At 72.8% G+C, this 18,442-nt stretch carries 13 protein-coding genes; 5 read left to right on the top strand and 8 right to left on the bottom strand.

The window, feature by feature from the left end:
* Window positions 1-177: 177 nt before the first annotated feature.
* The 3 genes from MXD61_RS10820 to mraZ form a co-directional block, all read right to left on the bottom strand.
* The gene (locus MXD61_RS10820; RefSeq protein ID WP_248812700.1) at window positions 178-1,134 is read right to left on the bottom strand and encodes a hypothetical protein; all 957 of its coding nucleotides are present in this window, start codon (window positions 1,132-1,134) and stop codon (window positions 178-180) included.
* Entirely contained in the window at window positions 1,131-2,114 is a 984-nt protein-coding gene (gene rsmH / locus MXD61_RS10815; protein ID WP_248812699.1) for a 16S rRNA (cytosine(1402)-N(4))-methyltransferase RsmH, read from the bottom strand. Before rsmH ends, MXD61_RS10820 begins: the two co-directional genes overlap by 4 nt.
* Before the next feature lie 166 nt (window positions 2,115-2,280).
* Window positions 2,281-2,712, bottom strand: a complete 432-nt coding sequence (gene mraZ, locus MXD61_RS10810; RefSeq protein ID WP_248812737.1) for a division/cell wall cluster transcriptional repressor MraZ — start codon at window positions 2,710-2,712, stop codon at window positions 2,281-2,283.
* A 695-nt stretch (window positions 2,713-3,407) separates the two neighbouring features.
* Here mraZ and MXD61_RS10805 point away from each other — a divergent pair.
* Genes MXD61_RS10805 through MXD61_RS10795 form a run of 3 tightly spaced genes read left to right on the top strand, consistent with a single transcriptional unit; the run spans window position 3,408 to window position 8,508 of the window.
* Complete coding sequence (locus MXD61_RS10805; RefSeq protein WP_248812698.1) at window positions 3,408-4,436, top strand: MoxR family ATPase; 1,029 nt, start codon at window positions 3,408-3,410, stop codon at window positions 4,434-4,436.
* Window positions 4,437-4,444: 8 nt separating this feature from the next.
* On the top strand, window positions 4,445-5,911 hold the full coding sequence (locus MXD61_RS10800; RefSeq protein WP_248812697.1) for a DUF58 domain-containing protein: 1,467 nt from the start codon (window positions 4,445-4,447) through the stop codon (window positions 5,909-5,911).
* Window positions 5,908-8,508: a transglutaminaseTgpA domain-containing protein gene (locus MXD61_RS10795; RefSeq protein ID WP_248812696.1), complete on the top strand. Its 2,601-nt coding sequence runs from the start codon at window positions 5,908-5,910 to the stop codon at window positions 8,506-8,508. Before MXD61_RS10800 ends, MXD61_RS10795 begins: the two co-directional genes overlap by 4 nt.
* Before the next feature lie 116 nt (window positions 8,509-8,624).
* Here MXD61_RS10795 and MXD61_RS10790 read toward each other — a convergent pair whose 3' ends face one another.
* The 5 genes from MXD61_RS10790 to MXD61_RS10770 all read right to left on the bottom strand — a co-directional run bounded on the left by MXD61_RS10790 (window position 8,625) and on the right by MXD61_RS10770 (window position 15,718).
* Complete coding sequence (locus MXD61_RS10790) at window positions 8,625-9,035, bottom strand: DUF3040 domain-containing protein (RefSeq protein ID WP_248812695.1); 411 nt, start codon at window positions 9,033-9,035, stop codon at window positions 8,625-8,627.
* A 593-nt stretch (window positions 9,036-9,628) separates the two neighbouring features.
* On the bottom strand, window positions 9,629-10,417 hold the full coding sequence (locus MXD61_RS10785; protein ID WP_248812694.1) for a methyltransferase domain-containing protein: 789 nt from the start codon (window positions 10,415-10,417) through the stop codon (window positions 9,629-9,631).
* 88 nt (window positions 10,418-10,505) lie between these two features.
* Window positions 10,506-10,667, bottom strand: a complete 162-nt coding sequence (locus MXD61_RS10780; protein WP_163547339.1) for a hypothetical protein — start codon at window positions 10,665-10,667, stop codon at window positions 10,506-10,508.
* A gap of 91 nt (window positions 10,668-10,758) precedes the next feature.
* The gene (locus tag MXD61_RS10775) at window positions 10,759-14,076 is read right to left on the bottom strand and encodes an error-prone DNA polymerase (RefSeq protein WP_248812693.1); all 3,318 of its coding nucleotides are present in this window, start codon (window positions 14,074-14,076) and stop codon (window positions 10,759-10,761) included.
* On the bottom strand, window positions 14,069-15,718 hold the full coding sequence (locus tag MXD61_RS10770) for a DNA polymerase Y family protein (RefSeq protein ID WP_374628787.1): 1,650 nt from the start codon (window positions 15,716-15,718) through the stop codon (window positions 14,069-14,071). Before MXD61_RS10770 ends, MXD61_RS10775 begins: the two co-directional genes overlap by 8 nt.
* On the opposite strand from MXD61_RS10770, the gene MXD61_RS10765 reads away from it, so the two are divergent.
* Window positions 15,680-16,747 carry a ubiquinol-cytochrome c reductase iron-sulfur subunit gene (locus MXD61_RS10765; RefSeq protein ID WP_248812691.1) on the top strand — a complete coding sequence of 356 codons (1,068 nt, stop codon included), beginning with the start codon at window positions 15,680-15,682 and terminating at the stop codon, window positions 16,745-16,747. The genes MXD61_RS10770 and MXD61_RS10765 overlap by 39 nt on opposite strands.
* Window positions 16,744-18,339 carry a ubiquinol-cytochrome c reductase cytochrome b subunit gene (locus MXD61_RS10760; protein WP_163547399.1) on the top strand — a complete coding sequence of 532 codons (1,596 nt, stop codon included), beginning with the start codon at window positions 16,744-16,746 and terminating at the stop codon, window positions 18,337-18,339. Before MXD61_RS10765 ends, MXD61_RS10760 begins: the two co-directional genes overlap by 4 nt.
* The last annotated feature ends 103 nt before the right edge of the window (window positions 18,340-18,442 follow it).

Genomic DNA, 18,442 nt, shown 5'->3' with positions numbered 1-18,442 from the left:
GGGTCTGCGAGCTACGGGTCTGGGAGCTACGGGAGGTCGACGCCCGGGTGCCCGACGTCCGGCCGGCCGCGGATCTGCCCGATTCCGACGGGCGCGCGGCTGACGTGCGAGACCCGGAGGTCCTGCCCTCCGATGGGCGGCGGGCGTCGGAGCCTGACGGGCCGCGCTCGCTCGGGCTCACCGTCCGGTGTCACCCGGCCCGGCCTGCCCGCCGGTCGCGGCGGCGTCACCACCGGCCGCGGCGGCATCCGCGGTGGTCGCGCTCGTCCCGGTGGTCGCTGCCGTCGTGTCCCGCGGATCGACCGCCGCCGGCTGACCGGCCGTGGTCTGCGGATCGCCTGTGGTCTGCTGACCGGCTGTGGTCTGCTGACCGGCTGTGGTCTGCTGACCGGCTGTGGTCTGCGGCTCGGACGCCGTGGTCTGCGGATCGGACGCGGCCGGCTGTTGTGTCGCGGCCTGCTGGTCGGCCGGCGCGGGCACGATCACGAGGATGGCACCGCCTTCCGGCGACCGGGACAGCACCCGGGCACCGGTGGGCAGCGGCGAGCCGGGGGCGACATACTGCGGGACGCCACCGGGCACCATGCCGTCGCGGGCGGCCGCGGCGGCCAGGGCCGCCGGGTCGGAGAGCTGGTCGGCCTGGAGCATGAGGGCCTGCTGGGCGTCCGCGAGCGACGCCGCCCGGGTGCGCAGCTTGGACTCCTGGAAGGAGCCTTCCATCAGCGCCAGGTTGAGCAGCAGCAGCCCGAGCAGCCCGGCGCCGAGCAGTATGAGCAGCAGGAAGACGAAAGGACCCTTGCGGGCTCCCGGCGGCGCCGGCCGCACGACCGTGAGCCGCACCCGCACGGGTGCGCGTCGCGGTGCCGGCTCGAGGACGGGAGCGGTCGCGGCGGCCGAGCGGGCCGGTGCCGCGGTCCGCATCGACGCGGCGCGACCCGGCGGGATCGGTGGGCCCGCCGGCGGTTCCTCGGCCGACCGGGTCGCCGCGGACCGGGCGCGACCGGCCGAACCCGCCCGCCCCGACGAACCGGTACGACCAGTCGAACCGGACCGGCCCGAGGTGGCGGCGCGACCGGAGGAGGCCGGACGGGCAGCGCGATCGTCGCGGGAAAGCGGCTGCGCGGTGGCGGTCACGATGCACCTCCGATGGTGGGCCGGGCCTGACCCGGGTTCGGGGCCGTACGTTCGGCGGCCCGTAGTCGGACGGAGGCCGCCCGCGGGTTGTCGGACTTCTCTGCTTCGCTCGCGGGTTCGGCACCTCGGGTCAGCCAGCGCAGCCGGGGCGCGGCACCCGCCGGGATCACCGGCATGTCCGGCGGGACCAGCGTCTGCGCGTACGGCGCCAGCTGGTGCTTGACGATCCGGTCCTCCAGCGAGTGGTAGGACAGGACCACCACACGCCCGCCGACGTCGAGGGCATCGAAGGCCGCGGGCAGCGCCCGGGCCAGGACGTCCAGCTCGGTGTTGACCTCGATGCGCAGTGCCTGGAAGGTGCGTTTGGCCGGGTTGCCGCCGGTGCGCCGGGCCGGCGCCGGAATCGCGTCGCGGACCAGGTCGACCAGGCGGGCCGAGGTGGTGAACGGCGCGTCGGCGCGGGCTCGCACGACCGCCTCGGCGATGCGTCGGGCGAACCGCTCCTCGCCGTAGACCCGCAGAACGCGGGCGAGGGCCGCGGCGTCGTAATGGTTGAGGATGTCGGCCGCGGTCTGCCCGCCGCTCTCACCGCCGTCCATCCGCATGTCCAGCGGGGCGTCCCGGGAGTAGGCGAAACCGCGTTCGTCGGTGTCGAGTTGCAGGGACGACACCCCGAGGTCGAACAGCACTCCGCGCACGGAGGCCCGACCCAGGCGCGCCAGCACCTCGCCGATCTCGTCGTAGACGGCCTGGACCAGCCGGAACCGGCCGCCGGCGACGACATCCAGGCGGGCCTGGCTGCGCGCGAGCGCCTCCGGGTCGCGGTCGAGCCCGATCACCTGGAGCTCGGGGAACCGTTCGAGCAGCGCGGCGGTGTGCCCACCAAGACCCACGGTCGCGTCCACCACCACGGAACCCGGCATGGTCAGGGCCGGGGCGAGCAGATCGAGTACCCGGTCGGTCAGCACAGGCGTGTGCATCGCGTTCAGTGCTGAGCCTCCCTCGACCGCTCGTGAACCTCGTCTTCTTCAGCTGTGCGTGAGGGCTTCCACGCCCACCTGGCGCCGGTCGCCGGGGAAGAGGCGGCCGGTGAAGGTGAACGGGAGGCGGGCCGGGCGGACCGCGACACGCGCGGCCCAGGACGACTCAGATCACTCCGGGCAGGACCTCCTCGGACAGCTCGGCGAACGATTCCTCCTGGCTGTCCAGGTAGGTCTGCCAACGCGTGGCATCCCACACCTCGACCCTGGTGTTCGCACCGTTGACGACGCACTCTCGGACCAAACCCGCATAGGCGCGCAGCGGGCCGGGAATGGTGATTCGCCCCTGCCGATCGGGTACGTCGTCAGCGGCGGACGAGAAGAAGATCCGGCTGTAGTCACGCAACGCCTTGGCGGTTACCGGAGCTGTGCGCAGGGACTCGCTGATCCGGGTGAACTCCGCCATCGGAAAGACATACAGGCAGCGTTCCTGACCCTTGGTGATCACCAGCCCCCCTTCCAGCTCGTCCCGGAACTTCGCGGGCAGCGTCAACCGCCCTTTGTCATCCAGCCGCGGCGTGTGACTGCCGAGGAACACGGCGCCCTCGACCTCCCTGCCACGACCACTTACCGGGAGGACAGCGCCCGACAGCCCAGAACCGGCCGCCGGACCCATCCGCAGGACCCGTTCGCCGGGCCCTTCCGCCAGGCCCACCCGCTGGGCTCACCTACAGAACCCATCCGCAGGCCCATCTGCACGCTGATGCCCCCCACTGCGCGCCACTCTACTCCACTACCCCCCACCCAACGCTCCCTCGACACCCCGCGCCAACCCACCAGGAACACTCCATCAGCGGGCGCCTGCTATGCCCTGTTACGGGGTGGTATAAACCGCGAAAACCAGACAGAAACAGGCTCTACCTGCAACGCCTCGGTCGACCAGATCGCACGTCGGTGGAACGCCTCCGGCACGGGTGGGTGACCCCCGCCCGGGGGCCCCGACCAACCCCGTACCAACCCGGCACCGATCTGTGGGCGTCGGTCGAGTCCGTCCGGCGGCTGTCCGTACACAAGCGCGAGGACGTGAGATTCCGCGACCACCGTCTCCTGCGGCGGACCTGCGGATGTCACACTCAAAAGAAACGGGCACTGCCCGAACAAGCCGCGCGCCGACCGGTGACGAGACGCTCGCGGGCGGTGCCGCCCGGTGCCGAGCCCCTCACGGTCTCGGCACCCGAACGCGCGCCCGAACGCATCGACACCCGAACGACCGACTCCCGGAGGGGGACACTGGTGGTGACCGATCCTGGTCTGCGTCACTGGCGTGACCCGGTGACCGACATCGGTCATCTCGCCGAGGTGGCCGGGCGCGTGCGCGCCTCGGTCGAGACCGTCATCGACGGCAAGGGCGAGGTGATCACCACCGCGCTCGTGGTGCTGCTCTCCGAAGGCCACCTGCTCATCGAGGATGTGCCCGGCGTCGGCAAGACGATGCTGGCCAAGGCCCTGGCCCGTTCCATCGATGCCCGGGTGCGCCGCATCCAGTTCACGCCGGATCTGCTGCCCGGTGACGTCACCGGCGTGAGCGTCTACAACCAGGGCACCCGCGACTTCGAGTTCCGGCCCGGCCCGGTGTTCGCGAACATCGTCGTCGGCGACGAGATCAACCGGGCCGAGCCCAAGGCGCAGTCGGCCCTGCTCGAATGCATGGAGGAGCACCAGGTCACCGTCGACGGCGTCACCTACCGGCTCGAACCGCCGTTCATGGTGATCGCCACCCAGAACCCGGTGGAGATGGAAGGCACCCGGGCGCTTCCCGAGGCCCAGCGCGACCGTTTCACCGCCCGTATCTCGATGGGCTACCCGTCACCCGCCGCCGAGATGGCGATGCTCGACTCGCACGGCAGCAACAATCCGCTGACCGGCGTCACCCCGGTCACCGACGCCGCCGAGATCATCCGGCTCGTCGCCCTGGTTCGCACGGTGCACGTCTCCCCCGAGGTACGCCAGTACATCGTCGATCTGGTCGGCGCCACCCGCGCGCATCCTGATGTGTCGCTCGGCGCCTCCCCGCGGGCGGCGCTGCACCTCATCCGCACCGCCCGGGCGCGGGCCGCCCTCGACCAGCGGGCCTTCGTCCTACCCGACGACGTCCAGGAGATGGCGATTCCGGTGCTGGCCCACCGGCTGCTGGCCCATCCGGAGATCCTGCTTTCCGGTGAGCCGGCCACCGAGGTATGCGGCCGTATTCTGGCCGACATTCTGGATCGGGTGCCCGTTGTCCGGCCCGGCGGGGCACGCCCGCTGCGCCACGGTCGTTAGAGCTGCGTGTGCGGGATTTTGTCGCGGCGCTACGCGGCCTGACGATCCGGGGCCGCTCGTTTCTGGCGGCCGGAGCCGCCTGCGTGGTGTCCGCCGTCCTGCTCGGCGAGCAGGATCTGCTGCGCATCGGGATTCTGCTGGCCTGCCTGCCGATCCTCGCGGCGGCCGTGGTGTGCCGCACCCGGTACCGGTTGTCGTGCACCCGGCGCCTCGAACCACGTCGGGTCACCGCCGGTGACCGGGTGGCCGTGCGCATCCAGTTGGAGAACGTCAGCCGCTCGGCGTCCTCGGTGCTGTTCGTGGAGGACACCGCCGGTTCCGGGCTCGGCGGCGGGGCGCGGTTCGTCCTCGACCGGATCGAACCGGGTGGCCGCCGTGACCTGACCTACGCGCTGCGGGCGACGACCCGCGGGCGTTACCAGATCGGCCCGATGGCGATCCGCCTGGGCGACCCGTTCGGCCTGTGCGAACTGACCCGTAGCTTCCGCAGCCTGGACGAGCTGGTCGTCGCCCCGGCGCTGGAGCGGCTGCCCCGCGCGCTGCCCCGCGGGTCGGCGAGCCAGCGGGCCGAGCAGCGTCGCGTCAGCGGCCTCGTCGGGGAGGACGAGACCACCACCCGTCCCTACCGGCCGGGCGATGACCTGCGCCGGGTGCACTGGAAGACGACCGCCCGCTCCGGCGAGATGATGGTCCGCCGGGAGGAGCATCCGCACACCAGCGCCGCCACCCTGCTGTTGGATTCCCGGGCCCGGGCGTGGCCCGGCTCCCCCGGCTTCACCGGCGCCCCCGGGTCGGACGCGTTCGAATGGGCGATCGGCGCCGTCGGCGGCATCGGGATGCACCTGGCCCGCGGCGGGCATCGCGTCCGGCTGATCACCGACCGTGGCCCGGTCACGACGATCGCCGGCACGGCCCTGTCCGGCCTGCTCGACGAGTTGTCCACGCTGTCCCCGGCGCAGACGGCGTCCCTGCGTCCGGCGTTGGCCGCGGCGCGGCGTCCCGGCGCCGGTGCCGGCCAGGGCGGCATGATCGTGGCGGTGCTGGGGCACGCCGATTCCACGCTGGCCACGGCGCTGTGCGGGCTGCGTCCGACCGGCGCCCCGGCCATCGCCGTCCTCGTCGACGTGACCAGTTGGGATCCCGGCGCCGCACCCGAATCGGCGGCCGGCGACCTGGTCGCGGTGCGCGGGGTTCTGTCGCGGGCCGGCTGGGCGGTGCTCGTCGCCCCACGTGGGGCGCGGCTGGCCGCCCTGTGGCCGGGCGCCGGTGGCACTGCCCGCGGTCCGGCGGCGGCGAGCGGTCGCCTCGGCGCCACGGCTACCGGTGCGGGCGGTACGGGTGGGCCTGGCCGCCCGGGTGATCTCCCCGGCCGGGGTGTCGCGGCCGGTCGTGACGGTGCGATCGGGCCGGGCGTGTCGCCCGGGCGGGGTGCCCCGGCGGTTCCGGGGCTGCGCGGCGCGGCGGTGGGCAGGTGAACCGTCGCTTCGCGCCCACCGCGGTCACCACGGTGGCCTGTCTGCTGTCGTCCAGTGCGCTGTCCCGGCTGTTCGACGGCACCCGCTGGTGGCTGGTCCCGGTGGTGATCGCGGTGCTCGTCGCCGTGGTGACCGCGACGGTGAGCCGGCTGCTGCGGCTGCCCACCGTGGCCGGGTTGGTGATCAGCCTCGCCGGCCTGGCCGTGACGGTCACCCTGCTCTGCGCCCGTGGCACGGCGCTGCTCGGGCTGATCCCGACCCCGCTGACCGTAAGCACCCTGCGCGACCTCATCGCTGACGGCAGCTCGGACATCTCGCGGCTGGCCACACCCGTCCCGCACCGGCCGGGTCTGGTCGTGCTCATCGTGCTCGGCGTCTATCTGACCACCATGCTCGTCGAGCTGATCGTGGTGACCCTGGAACGGCCGACCCTCGGCGGGCTGCCGCTGCTGGCGTTGTACGCCGTGTCGGCGGCGATCCTGCCGGGCGGGGTCGGCGCGCTGGCGTTCGGCCTCGGCGCGGTGAGCTTCGTCGCCCTGCTCCTGCTGGATGGACGACTCGCCATCGGCCGGTGGGGCCGCCCCGTGGCCACGTCCACCGGGGCCGGCGCCGACGGGTCGGCCGGTGAACCGCCGCGCCCCCGGGTGGCCGTGACGGCCCTCGGGGTTTCGCTGGCCGCGCTGGTCGTCGCGGTCACGCTGCCGCTGGCACTGCCGTCGCTGGACGGTTCCGGGCTGGTCTCACGGCGCAGCGGCTACGGCGCTGGTGACGGCCCGAGTTCGGCCAGTGTCGTCCAGCCGATCGTCTCGGTCAGCCAGCAGCTGCACGCCGACGCCACCATCCCGCTGCTGCGTGTGCGCACCGAGACTCCCCGCTACCTGCGGCTGACCGCGCTGGAGAACTTCGACGGCCAGCTGTTCACCCTGCGGGCGCTCAACGCCACCCGCGACGACCGGGTGAGCGAGGGCCTCCCGAAACCACAGCTTGGTGGGACTACCAGCATCGCCAGCGCCGAGGTCACGATCAGCGACCGGTTCAACGAGCTGTACCTGCCAGTTCCCGGTATCCCGACGAAGATCAAGGGCCTGGTCGGCGACTGGCGGCTCGCCGATCCGACCGGCACCATCTTCTCGACCCGCACCTCGACGGCCGGTGTGCGCTACCAGGTCGAGGCGGTCAGTGCGGATCCGACCCGGGCGCAGCTGCTGAGCTCCAACGGCCGTGTGCCCGCGGACCTGGCCGTCGACACGCTGCTGCCGGCGAACCTCGACGGCCGGCTGCGCACCCTGCTCGCCACCCTCACCCAGGGTGCCGCCACCACCTACGAGAAGGTCTACGCCATCCAGGAGTACCTGCGTGGCCCCACGTTCACCTACGACCTGCAGGGCGCACCCACCACCCAGGACGGCGCACTCGCCGCGTTCCTGTTCGACACCCACCGCGGCTACTGCGAACAGTTCGCCTCGGCGATGACGGTGCTCGTGCGGATGATGGGGATACCCGCGCGGGTCGCGATCGGCTTCGTACCAGGTGAACAGCAGCCGGACGGCACCTACCTGGTCACCAACCGGCAGGCGCACGCCTGGCCCGAGGTCTGGTTCCCGTCGGTGGGCTGGCTCGGTTTCGAACCGACCCGCCGCGCTGACGGTGCGACCACCGCCCCGTCCTACGCCCCCGCCGGCGTCGAGGACCCGGACGCGGCGCTGGCGCCCGGCCCGCAGACCCAGGTCGCCCCCGAACCGGATCCCAGCACCGGTAGCGGGCAGGACCCGAGCGCGGCTCCCACCGCCACCGCCACCGATGGCGCGTCCGACACCGCCGCCGACGCTCCCCACCGCGCGACCGGCGGCGGCTTCCCCTGGTGGGCGATCGTGCTGCTCGTCGCCGCCGGCCCGGTGCTGCTCGCGCTGGCGGTGCCCGGGTTGATCCGGCTACGCCGCCGCCGCACCCGACTGCGTCCAGGCCGCCATGCCGGCGGTGCCGACGCCGCTTCCGGCGCCGGTGCGCATGGTTCGGTCGACCAGGTACACGACGCCTGGTCGGAACTGCTCGACGTCGCCGCGGATCTGGGCGTGACGATCCGCCCGAGCGACTCCCCCCGAACCGGCGTCGCCCGCCTGAGCAGCTACCTCGACGCCGAACCCACCCCCGGCGGCGGACCCGTGCGCGCCAAGGACTCCCCCGCCATCAGCGGTTCCCCCGCCCCTGACGAGCCCGGCCCGGACGACGACCTGACCCCGGACGCCGCACCGTCTCTCCGATACGCCCAAGCCCGCGAGGCACTCGGACGACTCGCGGCCGCCGAGGAACGCGCCCGCTACGCTCCGCAGGAACTCGCCAGCCCACCCCCGCCGGCCGAGATCACCAGGGATGTGCTGATCGCATCGGACACGCTGTGGTCGATCGCCCCCCGCGCACGCCGCATCATGGCCCGCCTGGCACCAGCGTCCGTGCTGTACCGCGCGCCGCGACCCGCCGCCTCGCCCACCCCGGACGCTGGTATCCCGACCGAGGAGCCTCCCGCGCCGATCGACCCACACCATCCGGACGAGTCGGACATCGGCCGCCCAGAACCAGCCATCAGCTCCCGCCGCTGATCGACGCGGGTCGCCACCGGGAGCCAGCGCGGACATGACCACGCGCCAGCCATCGCCGAACCACCCGGACGCCGACGGCTGTACCGCCGATGTCCGACATGCCACGGAGCGGATGCTCAGGGGCGGTCCTCCCAGCGGCGACGCCAACGCTCCTCGACGCGCTCCATGAACGGCGCCCTGGTGCGGGGCCGCGACTTCCCGCCGCGCCCACGGGCCACTGGACGACGCCCGCCGGTCTCCCGACCGCTGATCCGCCGTAGATCGGCGGCTCCGCGCAGGGCTGCGAGCAGCATCATCGCGAACCCGAGGATGCCCAGAATCACCGTGAGCGGCACCTGGTTGAGCACCACGCCGACGACCAGAACCACAAGCCCGAGCAGGAAGACGAACGCACTGCGGCGCACCCGGCGCAACAGATAGGTGCGGGGCTCCGTCGACCTGACTGCACTGGCGAACTTCGGATCATCCTCGACGAGAGCGCGCTCGATCTGCTCCAGCAGGCGCTGCTCGTTCTCCGAGAGCGGCATCGACGCTCCTCCCACGACCTCAGACCCGCAGTGACGGGTCCGCACAACCAAGAATAGGCATGCCGGGGCGGCGGCGGTAGGCAACCCGTCATGCCGGCCGGAACCGCGCGATTCCCTTCCCTTCCTGCGATGCCCGCAGCCGTGCCGTTCATGCTTGCTCGCGCCGGCCGGACGCGCCCGACCGGCGTGGCGTCGCGGGCCCGCCAGCCAGCCCTGGCCTGTTGAAGCCCTGGCCTGTTGAAGCCCTGGCCTGTTGAGCAGCGAGACGGGTCCGAGGGCGGCCGCACCGAAGCGTGCCCGGGCCCGGTCGGTGACCTGGTCCAGCTCCGCCCAGCCGGCGGGACGCTCACCGAGGCGGAGCTGGCGCCCGGGCATCCCGGCCGCCACGAGGTTGCCGGCGCGCACACCGAGTAACCGCACCGCCGGGAGCACCACCCCGGTGCGATATCCGTCACCAGACGGCCCCTGGTCGAGGTCGACGTCGGTGGCGTGCACCGTTCGGGTGACGTCGGTGGGCTCGTGCGGGGTCCGGGAGCGGGTCACGGTCCGCAATGGTGCTCTCCCGCGCGGCGCCACCCGCCCCCACGCACCCCTCATTCATGATCATCGATGTGGGGCTGTCGAGCCGGGCGGCGCGCGAGGACGTGCAGGTGGGCGGCGAGATCCCGGTACGACTCGTGCCGGGCGGCGGCGAGTTCCAGACGGCGCAGGCTCTCGACCACCCGCGGGTCGCTCAGCCGTTCCCCGGGCACCAGATCGGTGAAGATCCGCGCTCCGTGCACATCCGTCACCTCCCCACCGGCTCTGCGCACCAGCGCGACGGCGTCGGCCACGCTGAAGCGCCGGGATGGCCGGGGAGCCCGTCCCAGCTCCCCGGTGAACACCGCGAACGCCTCGTCGATCCGCCCGGCGAGCACCCGGTGCAGCACCGCGGCGCCCTGCCCCGCGACCAGCAGGCTGAGCGTTCCGCCTGGCCGCAGCACCCGCAGCGCCTGGGCGAGCGCGGCCGCCGGATCGTCCACGACGTCGAGAACCGAGTGGCACAGCAGCACGTCAGCCCGACCCACCCCGACGAGGTCGCCCAGGTCGCCGAGGTCGCCCTGCACCGCGGTGATCTGGTGACCGAGGCCGCGTTCGGCCGCTCGCAGCCGCAGCGCGGCGAGCGCGTCCGGGGACGGGTCGACAACGATCACCGGATATCCGGCCGCCGCGATCGGTACGGCGAATCCCCCGCTGCCGCCGCCGGCGTCCACGATCAGTGGCCTCGGCACCCCGCAGGTGGACAGCAGGGCCCAGACTCCCGGCCAGATCGCCGCCTGTCGCAGGTCGGCTCCGCTGTCACCGAGGCTGGCATCGGATGCCGCCACGAGCTCCTCGATCATGTGTCGACTCCTGCTCGCGGTACGGCGACGGGCTTGCACTGGACGGCAGGGCTTGCACTGGACGGCAGGGCTGCACTGGACGGCAGGATCAGCGGCCGACGGTGAGGCCGATCGCGACGCCCACCGCGAGCCCGCCGATCGACAGGCCCAGGACCGAGAGCCCCCAGGCGTGCCGCAGCACCCGTGCGTTCTGGGAGATCCGCGTGTCCCGGAGGATGCGTACCTCGCGCAGCACCCGTACATCCCGCATCGACGCACTCCCGCCTCGTCACCGACAGCACCCAGATGGCTGACTGATAGTGAGCGATAGTGACACAGCGCGCTGGCCGCCGACATCTGGATCATCGGAAGTCCCGGGACTGGCGGGGAACGGAGACCGACAGCGGCCACATCCGCTCGGCGATCACGTTGACCACGTCCTGCGCCCGTTCGACGCGTCCTCGCACGACAAGGGCGGTCGCGGTCCGTGCCACCGTGCGGTGGCGGGTCCACAGACCCGGCGAGCAGATCACGTTCACCAGGCCGGTCTCGTCCTCCAGGTTGACGAAGGTGGTCCCGGCGGCGGTCGCGGGACGCTGCCGGTGGGTGACGACGCCGGCGACGAGCACCCGCCGGCCGGCGAGCACGGCCCGCAGGTCGACGGCGGTGGTCACTCCCCGGGCGGCGAGGCGTTCCCGCAGGAACCGGGTCGGGTAGCCCTCGGTGGTGATCCCGGTCGCCCACAGGTCGGCCACCGACTCCTCGACCTCGGTCATCCCCGGCAGGTAGGGCGTGACCGCGCCGACGTCGGCGCCGAAGACCATGCCGTCGAGCCGGTCCGGCCGGGCCTGTGCCACCGCGCCCGCCGCCCACAGCGCCTCGCGGCGGGTCAGCCCGAAGCAGCCGAACGCGCCGGCGGTGGCCAGCGCCTCCAGCTGGTCGACGGACACCCCGATCCGACGGACCAGATCGGCCATATCCGCGTAGGGACCGTCGACCACGCGACGTTCGACGACGCGCCGTGCGAGCGCCTCCCCCACCCGCCGGACCCCGGCGAGCCCCAGCCGGACCCGCGGTGGCTCCCCGGCCAGGCTCGCCCGCGCCGCCGAGGCGTTGAGGTCGGGTCGCAGCACTTCGACCCCGTGCCGGCGGGCGTCGGCGACGAGGCTCTGCGGCGAGTAGAAACCCATCGGTTGCGCGTTGAGCAGCGCGGCGCAGAACACCGCCGGGTAGTAGAGCTTCACCCAGGAGCTGGCGTACACGAGCAGCGCGAAACTCACCGAGTGACTCTCGGGAAACCCGAAGTTCGCGAAGGCGGACAGCTTGGCGTAAAGATCGTCCGCGAGTGCACCGGTGATGCCGCTGGCCGCCATTCCGGCGTAGAGCCGACCCCGTAGCCCTTCGATGCGCCGCGCGGACCGTCTGGCACTCATCGCCCGCCGCAGCTCGTCCGCCTCGGCCGGGGAGAACCCGGCGATGTCGATCGCCATCTGCATGAGCTGTTCCTGGAACAGCGGGACGCCGAGGGTCCTGGCCAGGCTGCGCCGCAGCAGCGGATGCGGATAGGCCACCCCCTCGGTGCCGTCTCGCCGGCGAAGGTAGGGGTGCACCGAGCCGCCCTGGATCGGGCCGGGGCGGATCAGCGCGACCTCGATCACCAGGTCGTAGAACCGGCGGGGCCGCAGCCGGGGCAGCGTCGCCATCTGCGCGCGGCTCTCCACCTGGAACACCCCAAGGGAGTCGGCCGCGCAGAGCATGTCGTAGACGGCGGGGTCCTCCGGTGGAATGGACGACAGGTCCAGGTCCCGCCCGTGATGGTCGCGGATGAGGTCGAACGCCCTGTGCAGCATCGCGAGCATGCCGAGCCCGAGCAGGTCGAACTTGACCAGGCCGGCGGCCGCGCAGTCGTCCTTGTCCCACTGGATGACGGTGCGCCCGGGCATCCGGGCCCACTCGACCGGCACCACCTCGCCGACCGGCCGGTCACAGATCACCATGCCACCGGAGTGGATGCCCAGATGTCGGGGGAACCCCTGGAGCTGCTCGGACAGCCCGGTCACGGCGGAGGGGATGTCGTGTTCCCGCTCGGCGCCGCCCTGGGCGGGCAGGGACCACCGGTCCAGCTGACGGGACCAGGCGTCCTGCTGGCCGGCGGAGAACCCCAGGGCCCGAGCCACATCCCGGACCGCCGACCGCGGCCGATAGGTGATCACGTTGGCGACCTGCGCGGCCCGGGAACGCCCGTAGCGCCGGTAGACGTACTGGATCACCTCCTCCCGCCGCCCGGACTCGATGTCCAGGTCGATGTCGGGCGGGCCGTCCCGTTCCGGGGCGAGGAACCGCTCGAAGAGCAGGCCGTAGGAGACCGCGTCGACCCCGGTGACACCGAGCGCGAAGCAGACCGCGGAGTTGGCCGCCGACCCCCGCCCCTGGCAGAGGATGCGGTGCCGTCGGCAGAACTCCACGATGTCGTGGACGATCAGGAAGTAGCCGGGGAAACCGAGCCGCTCGATCAGGGTCAGTTCGTGGGCGAGCTGCTCGTAGGCGCCGGCGACCCGTTCCCGACCGGGTGGACCGTAACGGCGCGCCGCGCCCTGCATGGTCAGCAGCCGTAGCCAGCTGGCCTCGGTGTGTCCTGGCGGGACGGGGAAGTCGGGCAGTTTCGGTGCGACCAGGTGCAGGTCGAAGGCGCAGGCCGCACCGAGGCGCGCGGCCTGTTCCACCGCGCCGGGGTACCGGGCGAACCGGGCTGCCATCTCCGCGCCCGAACGCAGATGCGCGGTGCCGGCCGCCGGCAGCCAGCCGTCCATCTCCTCGAGACTGCGCCGGGCCCGCACCGCGGCCATCGTCGCGGCGAGCCGGGCCGCGCCGGGCACCGCGTAGTGGACGTTGCCGGTGGCCACCAGAGGCAACCTCGCGGCCTGGGCGAGCTCGGCGAGGGCGTCGTTGCGATCCGACTCGTGTGGATGGCCGTGGTCGGTGATCTCCACAGCCACGTTCTCCCGGCCGAACAGGGCCACCAGTTCGGCCAGGGCGATGCCGGCCGCCGGTGGCCCGCCGCGGGTGAGCGCCCGGGCGACCGTGCCCTTGCGGCAGCCGGTGAGCACCTGCCAGTGGCCACCGGCCGCCTGCGCGCACCGCTCGGGCCGGGCCACCAGCCGGCCTTTCTCCCCGCCGGCCAGGTGGGCGTCGGAGAGCAGACCGGACAGCCGCCGGTAACCCTCGGGATCACGTGCGAGGACGAGCAGATGATCCCCACCCGGGTCGGCCTGCCCGGCACGGGCGGCACTCGCGTCGAGGGAGATCTCCGCGCCGAACACGGTGGGCAGCCCCACCGCCCGGGCCGCCTCGGCGAACCGGACGACCCCGTAGAGCCCGTCGTGGTCGGTCAGCGCCAACGCGGTGAGCCCGAGCCGCACCGCCTCCTCCACCAGATCCTCGGGCTGACTCGCCCCGTCGAGGAAGCTGAACGCGGAGTGACAGTGCAGCTCCGCGTAGGCCACCTGGGGACCAGCCGGGCCGGGCAGTCCCGTGCTCGGCGGCTGACAGGGCGTGCGTCGACGCGACCAGGCCGGGGCGTCCCCGCCGTCCGGCTCGACCAGCCGAGAGCCTGTCGCCGGCGGGCCACCGGGCGCCCCACGGTTCGGCTCGCGAAGGCCCGGTGCGCTGGGATCAGTCATAGGAGGCCTCCACCCACCATCGGCCGCCCACCAGGGCGAGCAGGTATCCACCGCCGTCCGCCACGCGCAGCTGGAAGCGGGCCCGGCGCCGCGCCCCCGACTCCCACCACCGTTCGTCGACCGGCCAGGGCCCGGCCCAGCCGGTGACCGCCCGGGGTGGTTCCGCCCCGATCGTCAGCCGCGCGGGAGGTGCCGTCACCGTGCAGCGGCCGCTGACCCGCACCCGCTCGCCGGCCTCGTCCAGCACGTCGGCCGCGAGCGCCGGGCGGTGCACCAGGGTCGGGGCGGGCGCCGGCAGCGTCCCGGGCCACGGCCGATCCAGGCCAGCGGCCGCCCGGGGCTCCCCCCAGGGGACCAGCCGAACCCGGTCGGCGGGGTCACGCCCGCCCTCGACGACCGCGGTGAGCACCGCCTGCGGGCCGAGCAGCCCCTGCACCCGGGTGAGGGCGCGCGCGACGCGGGCCGCGGCCGCGCCCGGCTCCCCCCACAGGCCGAGTTGGCGACCCTCGGCTGGCACCAGCCCCACCGGTTCGATCCGCAGCCGCACCAGCCCCGCCTGGATCTCCACCTGACCCTCAGGCACCGATCCAGGTGGCGCGGACAGGGCCGTGCTGGTCAGCCAGCCGTCGAGCTGCCAGCGGACCCGGTCAGTGGTGGCCGCGGCGGACAGCGGGCCGTCGTGGCGCCAGATCCGCGTGTGCCGTTGGCCGCGGTCGGTCTCCGCCTCGATCTGGATGCCGGTGCAGGCGAGCCCGGCGGCGCGCAGTAGTTCGTGGACCTCCTCGGCGAGGCGGCGGGCGGCGAAGGCGGCCTGCTCGACCTGGCCGGCCGGAGGGTCGAAGGCGATGGCGACCCCGAGGTCGACGGACGGCTCCCGGGGTGTGACGGCCCGGGGGTCGGCGCCGCGGGCGAGGGTGTGCGCCCACGAGCCGGCCGGACCGAACCGCTCAGCGACGTCGGCGGCGGGCAGCGCCGCGAAGCTGCCCAGCGTCTCCAGACCAAGCCGGCGCAGAAGATCGACGAGATCGGCGTCGCCCAGCAGCTCCACGGGTAGCGGGGCGAGCAGGGCCGGGGTGCCACCGGGCGCGACGATGGCATCGGTACGCGCGGCGATCTCCGCCGCGAACGGCCCGTCGGCCACGCCGATCCCGACCTCGACCTCGGCACCGACCTCGACCTCGGCACCGACACCGACCTCGGCACCGGCCTCCGTCGGTGTGCCCGGCCCGGGCGCGGCGGCCTGGCTGACGACGGCCGGCCAGGCCGCGGCCAGGGCCCGGCGGACCTGCTCGACCGCGGCCCGGTCTCCCCCGAAGTACCGGGCGGCGCCACGAGCCGGGACGACACAGGTACCGGCCGCACGCACCTCCACCCCGGGGATCACCGTTTCGACGGCGCCCACCACGGGTTCGAAGACACGGGCGGCGCGACCCGGGTCCTGCGCCACGAGGGTGATCTCCGGGCAGCGGGCCTGGGCCTCCCGGCGCCGCTGCCCCGGCCGGACGCCCAGCCGCCGGGCGGCCGGCGTCGCCGCCACGATCCGCCCGCTGGCCAGCACCGCGGCGGGCACCCCCGCCGCGAATCCAGCGGCCACGACCGGCCAGTGCGGGTAGTGCACGGCCAGCATCCGCACCGGCATCAGGCCACCCCCGCCGGGCGCCGCGCCGCCGCCGCGGCCCGCGCCCCCCCCGGGGGGCCCGCCCCGGGCCGGGGGGGGCCCCCCCCCCCCCCCCCGCGGGCCGAGGACCATGACCGCCGCGCCGAGCGGCGAGCCGAGCGTGTGATCGCGCTGTGGTTCATGGTCTCGGTGGTCGGCACGGTCGGCTTCGTCATCACGAACTTCGTCGGTGACAAGCACAAGGAGTACTACACCCCGTGCCTGGGCTCCGCCCTGGGCATCGCGGTCGGCGGACTCGGCATCGGCCTGATCCTGTGGGCCAAGCGGCTCATGCCGCACGACCACGCCGTCCAGGAGCGCCACGAGTTCACCTCCAGCAAGGAGGAGATCGCGGTCACCGAGGCGGAGGTCGCCGACGGCTTCGCCGACACCGGCCTGACCCGCTTCCCGCTGCTGCGCCGCACCCTGCTCGGGGCGAGCACGGTGCTCGGTGGGCTGGTCGTGGTGCCGCTGCTGAACCTCACCAACGCCAAGCCCGGCAAGAAGCTTGACCACACGTCCTGGGTCAAGGGCGCCCGGCTGGTGACGGAAGAGGGTCGGTACGTCAAACTGGGAGATGTGTCCATCGGTGGAATCGAGACGGTCTTCCCGGCCGTTCCGGTCACCGGTGCCAGTGGTCAGGTGTCCTACGACGCGAAGACCGACGTCCAGACCAAGGCGGACAGCACCACCATTCTCATCCGGCTGCCACCGGGGGTCGACCGGCCGCGCAAGGGCCGGGAGAACTGGTCGGTCGACGGCCACGTCGCCTACTCGAAGATCTGCTCGCACGCCGGTTGCCCGGTGAGCCTCTACGAGCAGCAGACCCACCACCTGCTCTGCCCGTGCCACCAGTCGGTCTTCGACGTGCTGGACGGCTGCCGGGCGATCTTCGGCCCGGCGAGCCGGTCGCTGCCGCAGCTGGCCATCGCCGCGGACGCGGAGGGGTACCTGTACGCCCGCAACGGTGACTATGACGAGCCTGTCGGTGCCGCCTTCTGGGAGCGCTCATGACAACCGCAGCCCCACCGGACTTCGTCAAGCGGCCCGGTCCGGTCCGCAAACTCAACCGGGCGGCCGACGAACGGTTCGGCACGCAGGCCGGGCTGCGGCGCAACCTGAACAAGGTCTTCCCCGACCACTGGTCGTTCATGATCGGGGAGATCGCGCTCTACAGCTTCGTCATCCTGCTGCTCACCGGCATCTACCTCACGCTGTTCTTCGACCCGTCGAACACCGAGGTCATCTACAACGGCTCGTACGTCCCGCTCAAGGGCGTGGAGATGAGCCGGGCCTACGCGTCGACCCTCGACATCAGCTTCGACACCCGGGCGGGCCTGGTCTTCCGCCAGATCCACCACTGGGCCGCGCTGATCTTCGTCGCGTCGATCATCGTGCACCTGATGCGGGTGTTCTTCACCGGTGCCTACCGCAAGCCGCGTGAGGTCAACTGGCTGATCGGTGTCGGCCTGCTCATCCTCGGCATCCTCGAGGGCTTCGCCGGCTACTCCCTGCCGGACGACCTGCTCTCCGGTACCGGTCTGCGGATCGCGGCGTCGATCGCCCAGTCCATCCCGATCATCGGGACGTGGGCGTCGTTCATGCTGTTCAACGGCGAGTTCCCGGGCGCGAACTTCCTGCCCCGGCTCTACGTGGTGCACATCCTGCTGGTGCCGGGGGTGCTGCTCGCCCTGATCGGCGCCCACCTGGCCATCCTGTGGCAGCAGAAGCACACGGACTTCCCCGGGCCGGGCAAGACCGAGCACAACGTCGTCGGCCACCGGGTCTTCCCGATCTTCGCGGTGAAGTCCGGCGGGTTCTTCATGATGACCTTCTCCATGATCGCGCTGCTGGGCGGTCTGGCGCAGATCAACCCGATCTGGATGTTCGGTCCGTACGACCCGTCCAAGGTGTCCTCGGCGTCCCAGCCCGACTGGTACATCGGCTTCCTGGACGGATCGACCCGACTGATGCCGCCGTGGGAGTTCCGCGGCCTCGGCCACACCGTTCCGGCGGTGTTCTGGCCGACGGCGGTACTGCCCGGCATCCTGTTCACGCTGCTGGCGATCTGGCCGTTCCTCGAGGCCCGGTTCACCGGTGACACGAAGTCGCACAACCTTCTGCAGCGGCCCCGTGAGGCGCCGACCAGGACGGCGCTGGGCGCCATGGCGATCAGCTTCTACCTGGTGCTGTGGATCTCCGGCGGTAACGACGTCATCGCCAAGACCTTCAGCATCTCGCTGAACGCGATGACCTGGGCGGGCCGGATCGGCCTGCTGATCGTCCCGCCGATCGCCTACGCGGTGACGAAGAAGCTCTGCCTGAACCTGCAGGACAAGGACACCGAGATCGAGCACCACGGCATCGAGACCGGCATCATCCGGCAGCTGCCCAACGGCGAGTTCGTCGAGGACCACCGGCCCAAGCCGGCCCCCGTCTCCGACTACCCGCATGTGCCGAACGACCGGTACGCGCTGCCGGCGGCGAACGGCCACGGCGACAGCCACGGCACCGGGCTGGCCCGACGGGCCGGCAAGGCCGTCAGCGGCTTCTTCGTCGAGGAGAAGGAAAAGGACGCCGAGCCGGACAGCACCACCAAGCACTGAGCTTCACCGCACGACTGGCTGTACCCGGGCCGGTGCCGACCGCGAACCACGCGTCGGCACCGGCCCGGCCCTTTCCCCGGACGGCCTGACGTCAGCCCAGCTC

Source organism: Frankia sp. AgPm24 (assembly GCF_023243055.1).
In the GTDB taxonomy this organism is placed as follows: domain Bacteria; phylum Actinomycetota; class Actinomycetes; order Frankiales; family Frankiaceae; genus Frankia; species Frankia umida.
Note: the sequence above shows the minus strand (reverse complement) of the source record. Positions and strands in the feature narration are given on the sequence as shown.

Excerpts from the sequence above, each read along its gene's own strand:
- rsmH (WP_248812699.1), bottom strand. The coding sequence starts at position 2,114 with ATGCACACGCCTGTGCTGACCGACCGGGTACTCGATCTGCTCGCCCCG.
- MXD61_RS10790 (WP_248812695.1), bottom strand. The coding sequence starts at position 9,035 with ATGCCGCTCTCGGAGAACGAGCAGCGCCTGCTGGAGCAGATCGAGCGC.
- MXD61_RS10785 (WP_248812694.1), bottom strand. The coding sequence starts at position 10,417 with ATGATCGAGGAGCTCGTGGCGGCATCCGATGCCAGCCTCGGTGACAGC.
- MXD61_RS10780 (WP_163547339.1), bottom strand. The coding sequence starts at position 10,667 with ATGCGGGATGTACGGGTGCTGCGCGAGGTACGCATCCTCCGGGACACG.
- MXD61_RS10775 (WP_248812693.1), bottom strand. The coding sequence starts at position 14,076 with ATGACTGATCCCAGCGCACCGGGCCTTCGCGAGCCGAACCGTGGGGCG.
- MXD61_RS10760 (WP_163547399.1), top strand. The coding sequence starts at position 16,744 with ATGACAACCGCAGCCCCACCGGACTTCGTCAAGCGGCCCGGTCCGGTC.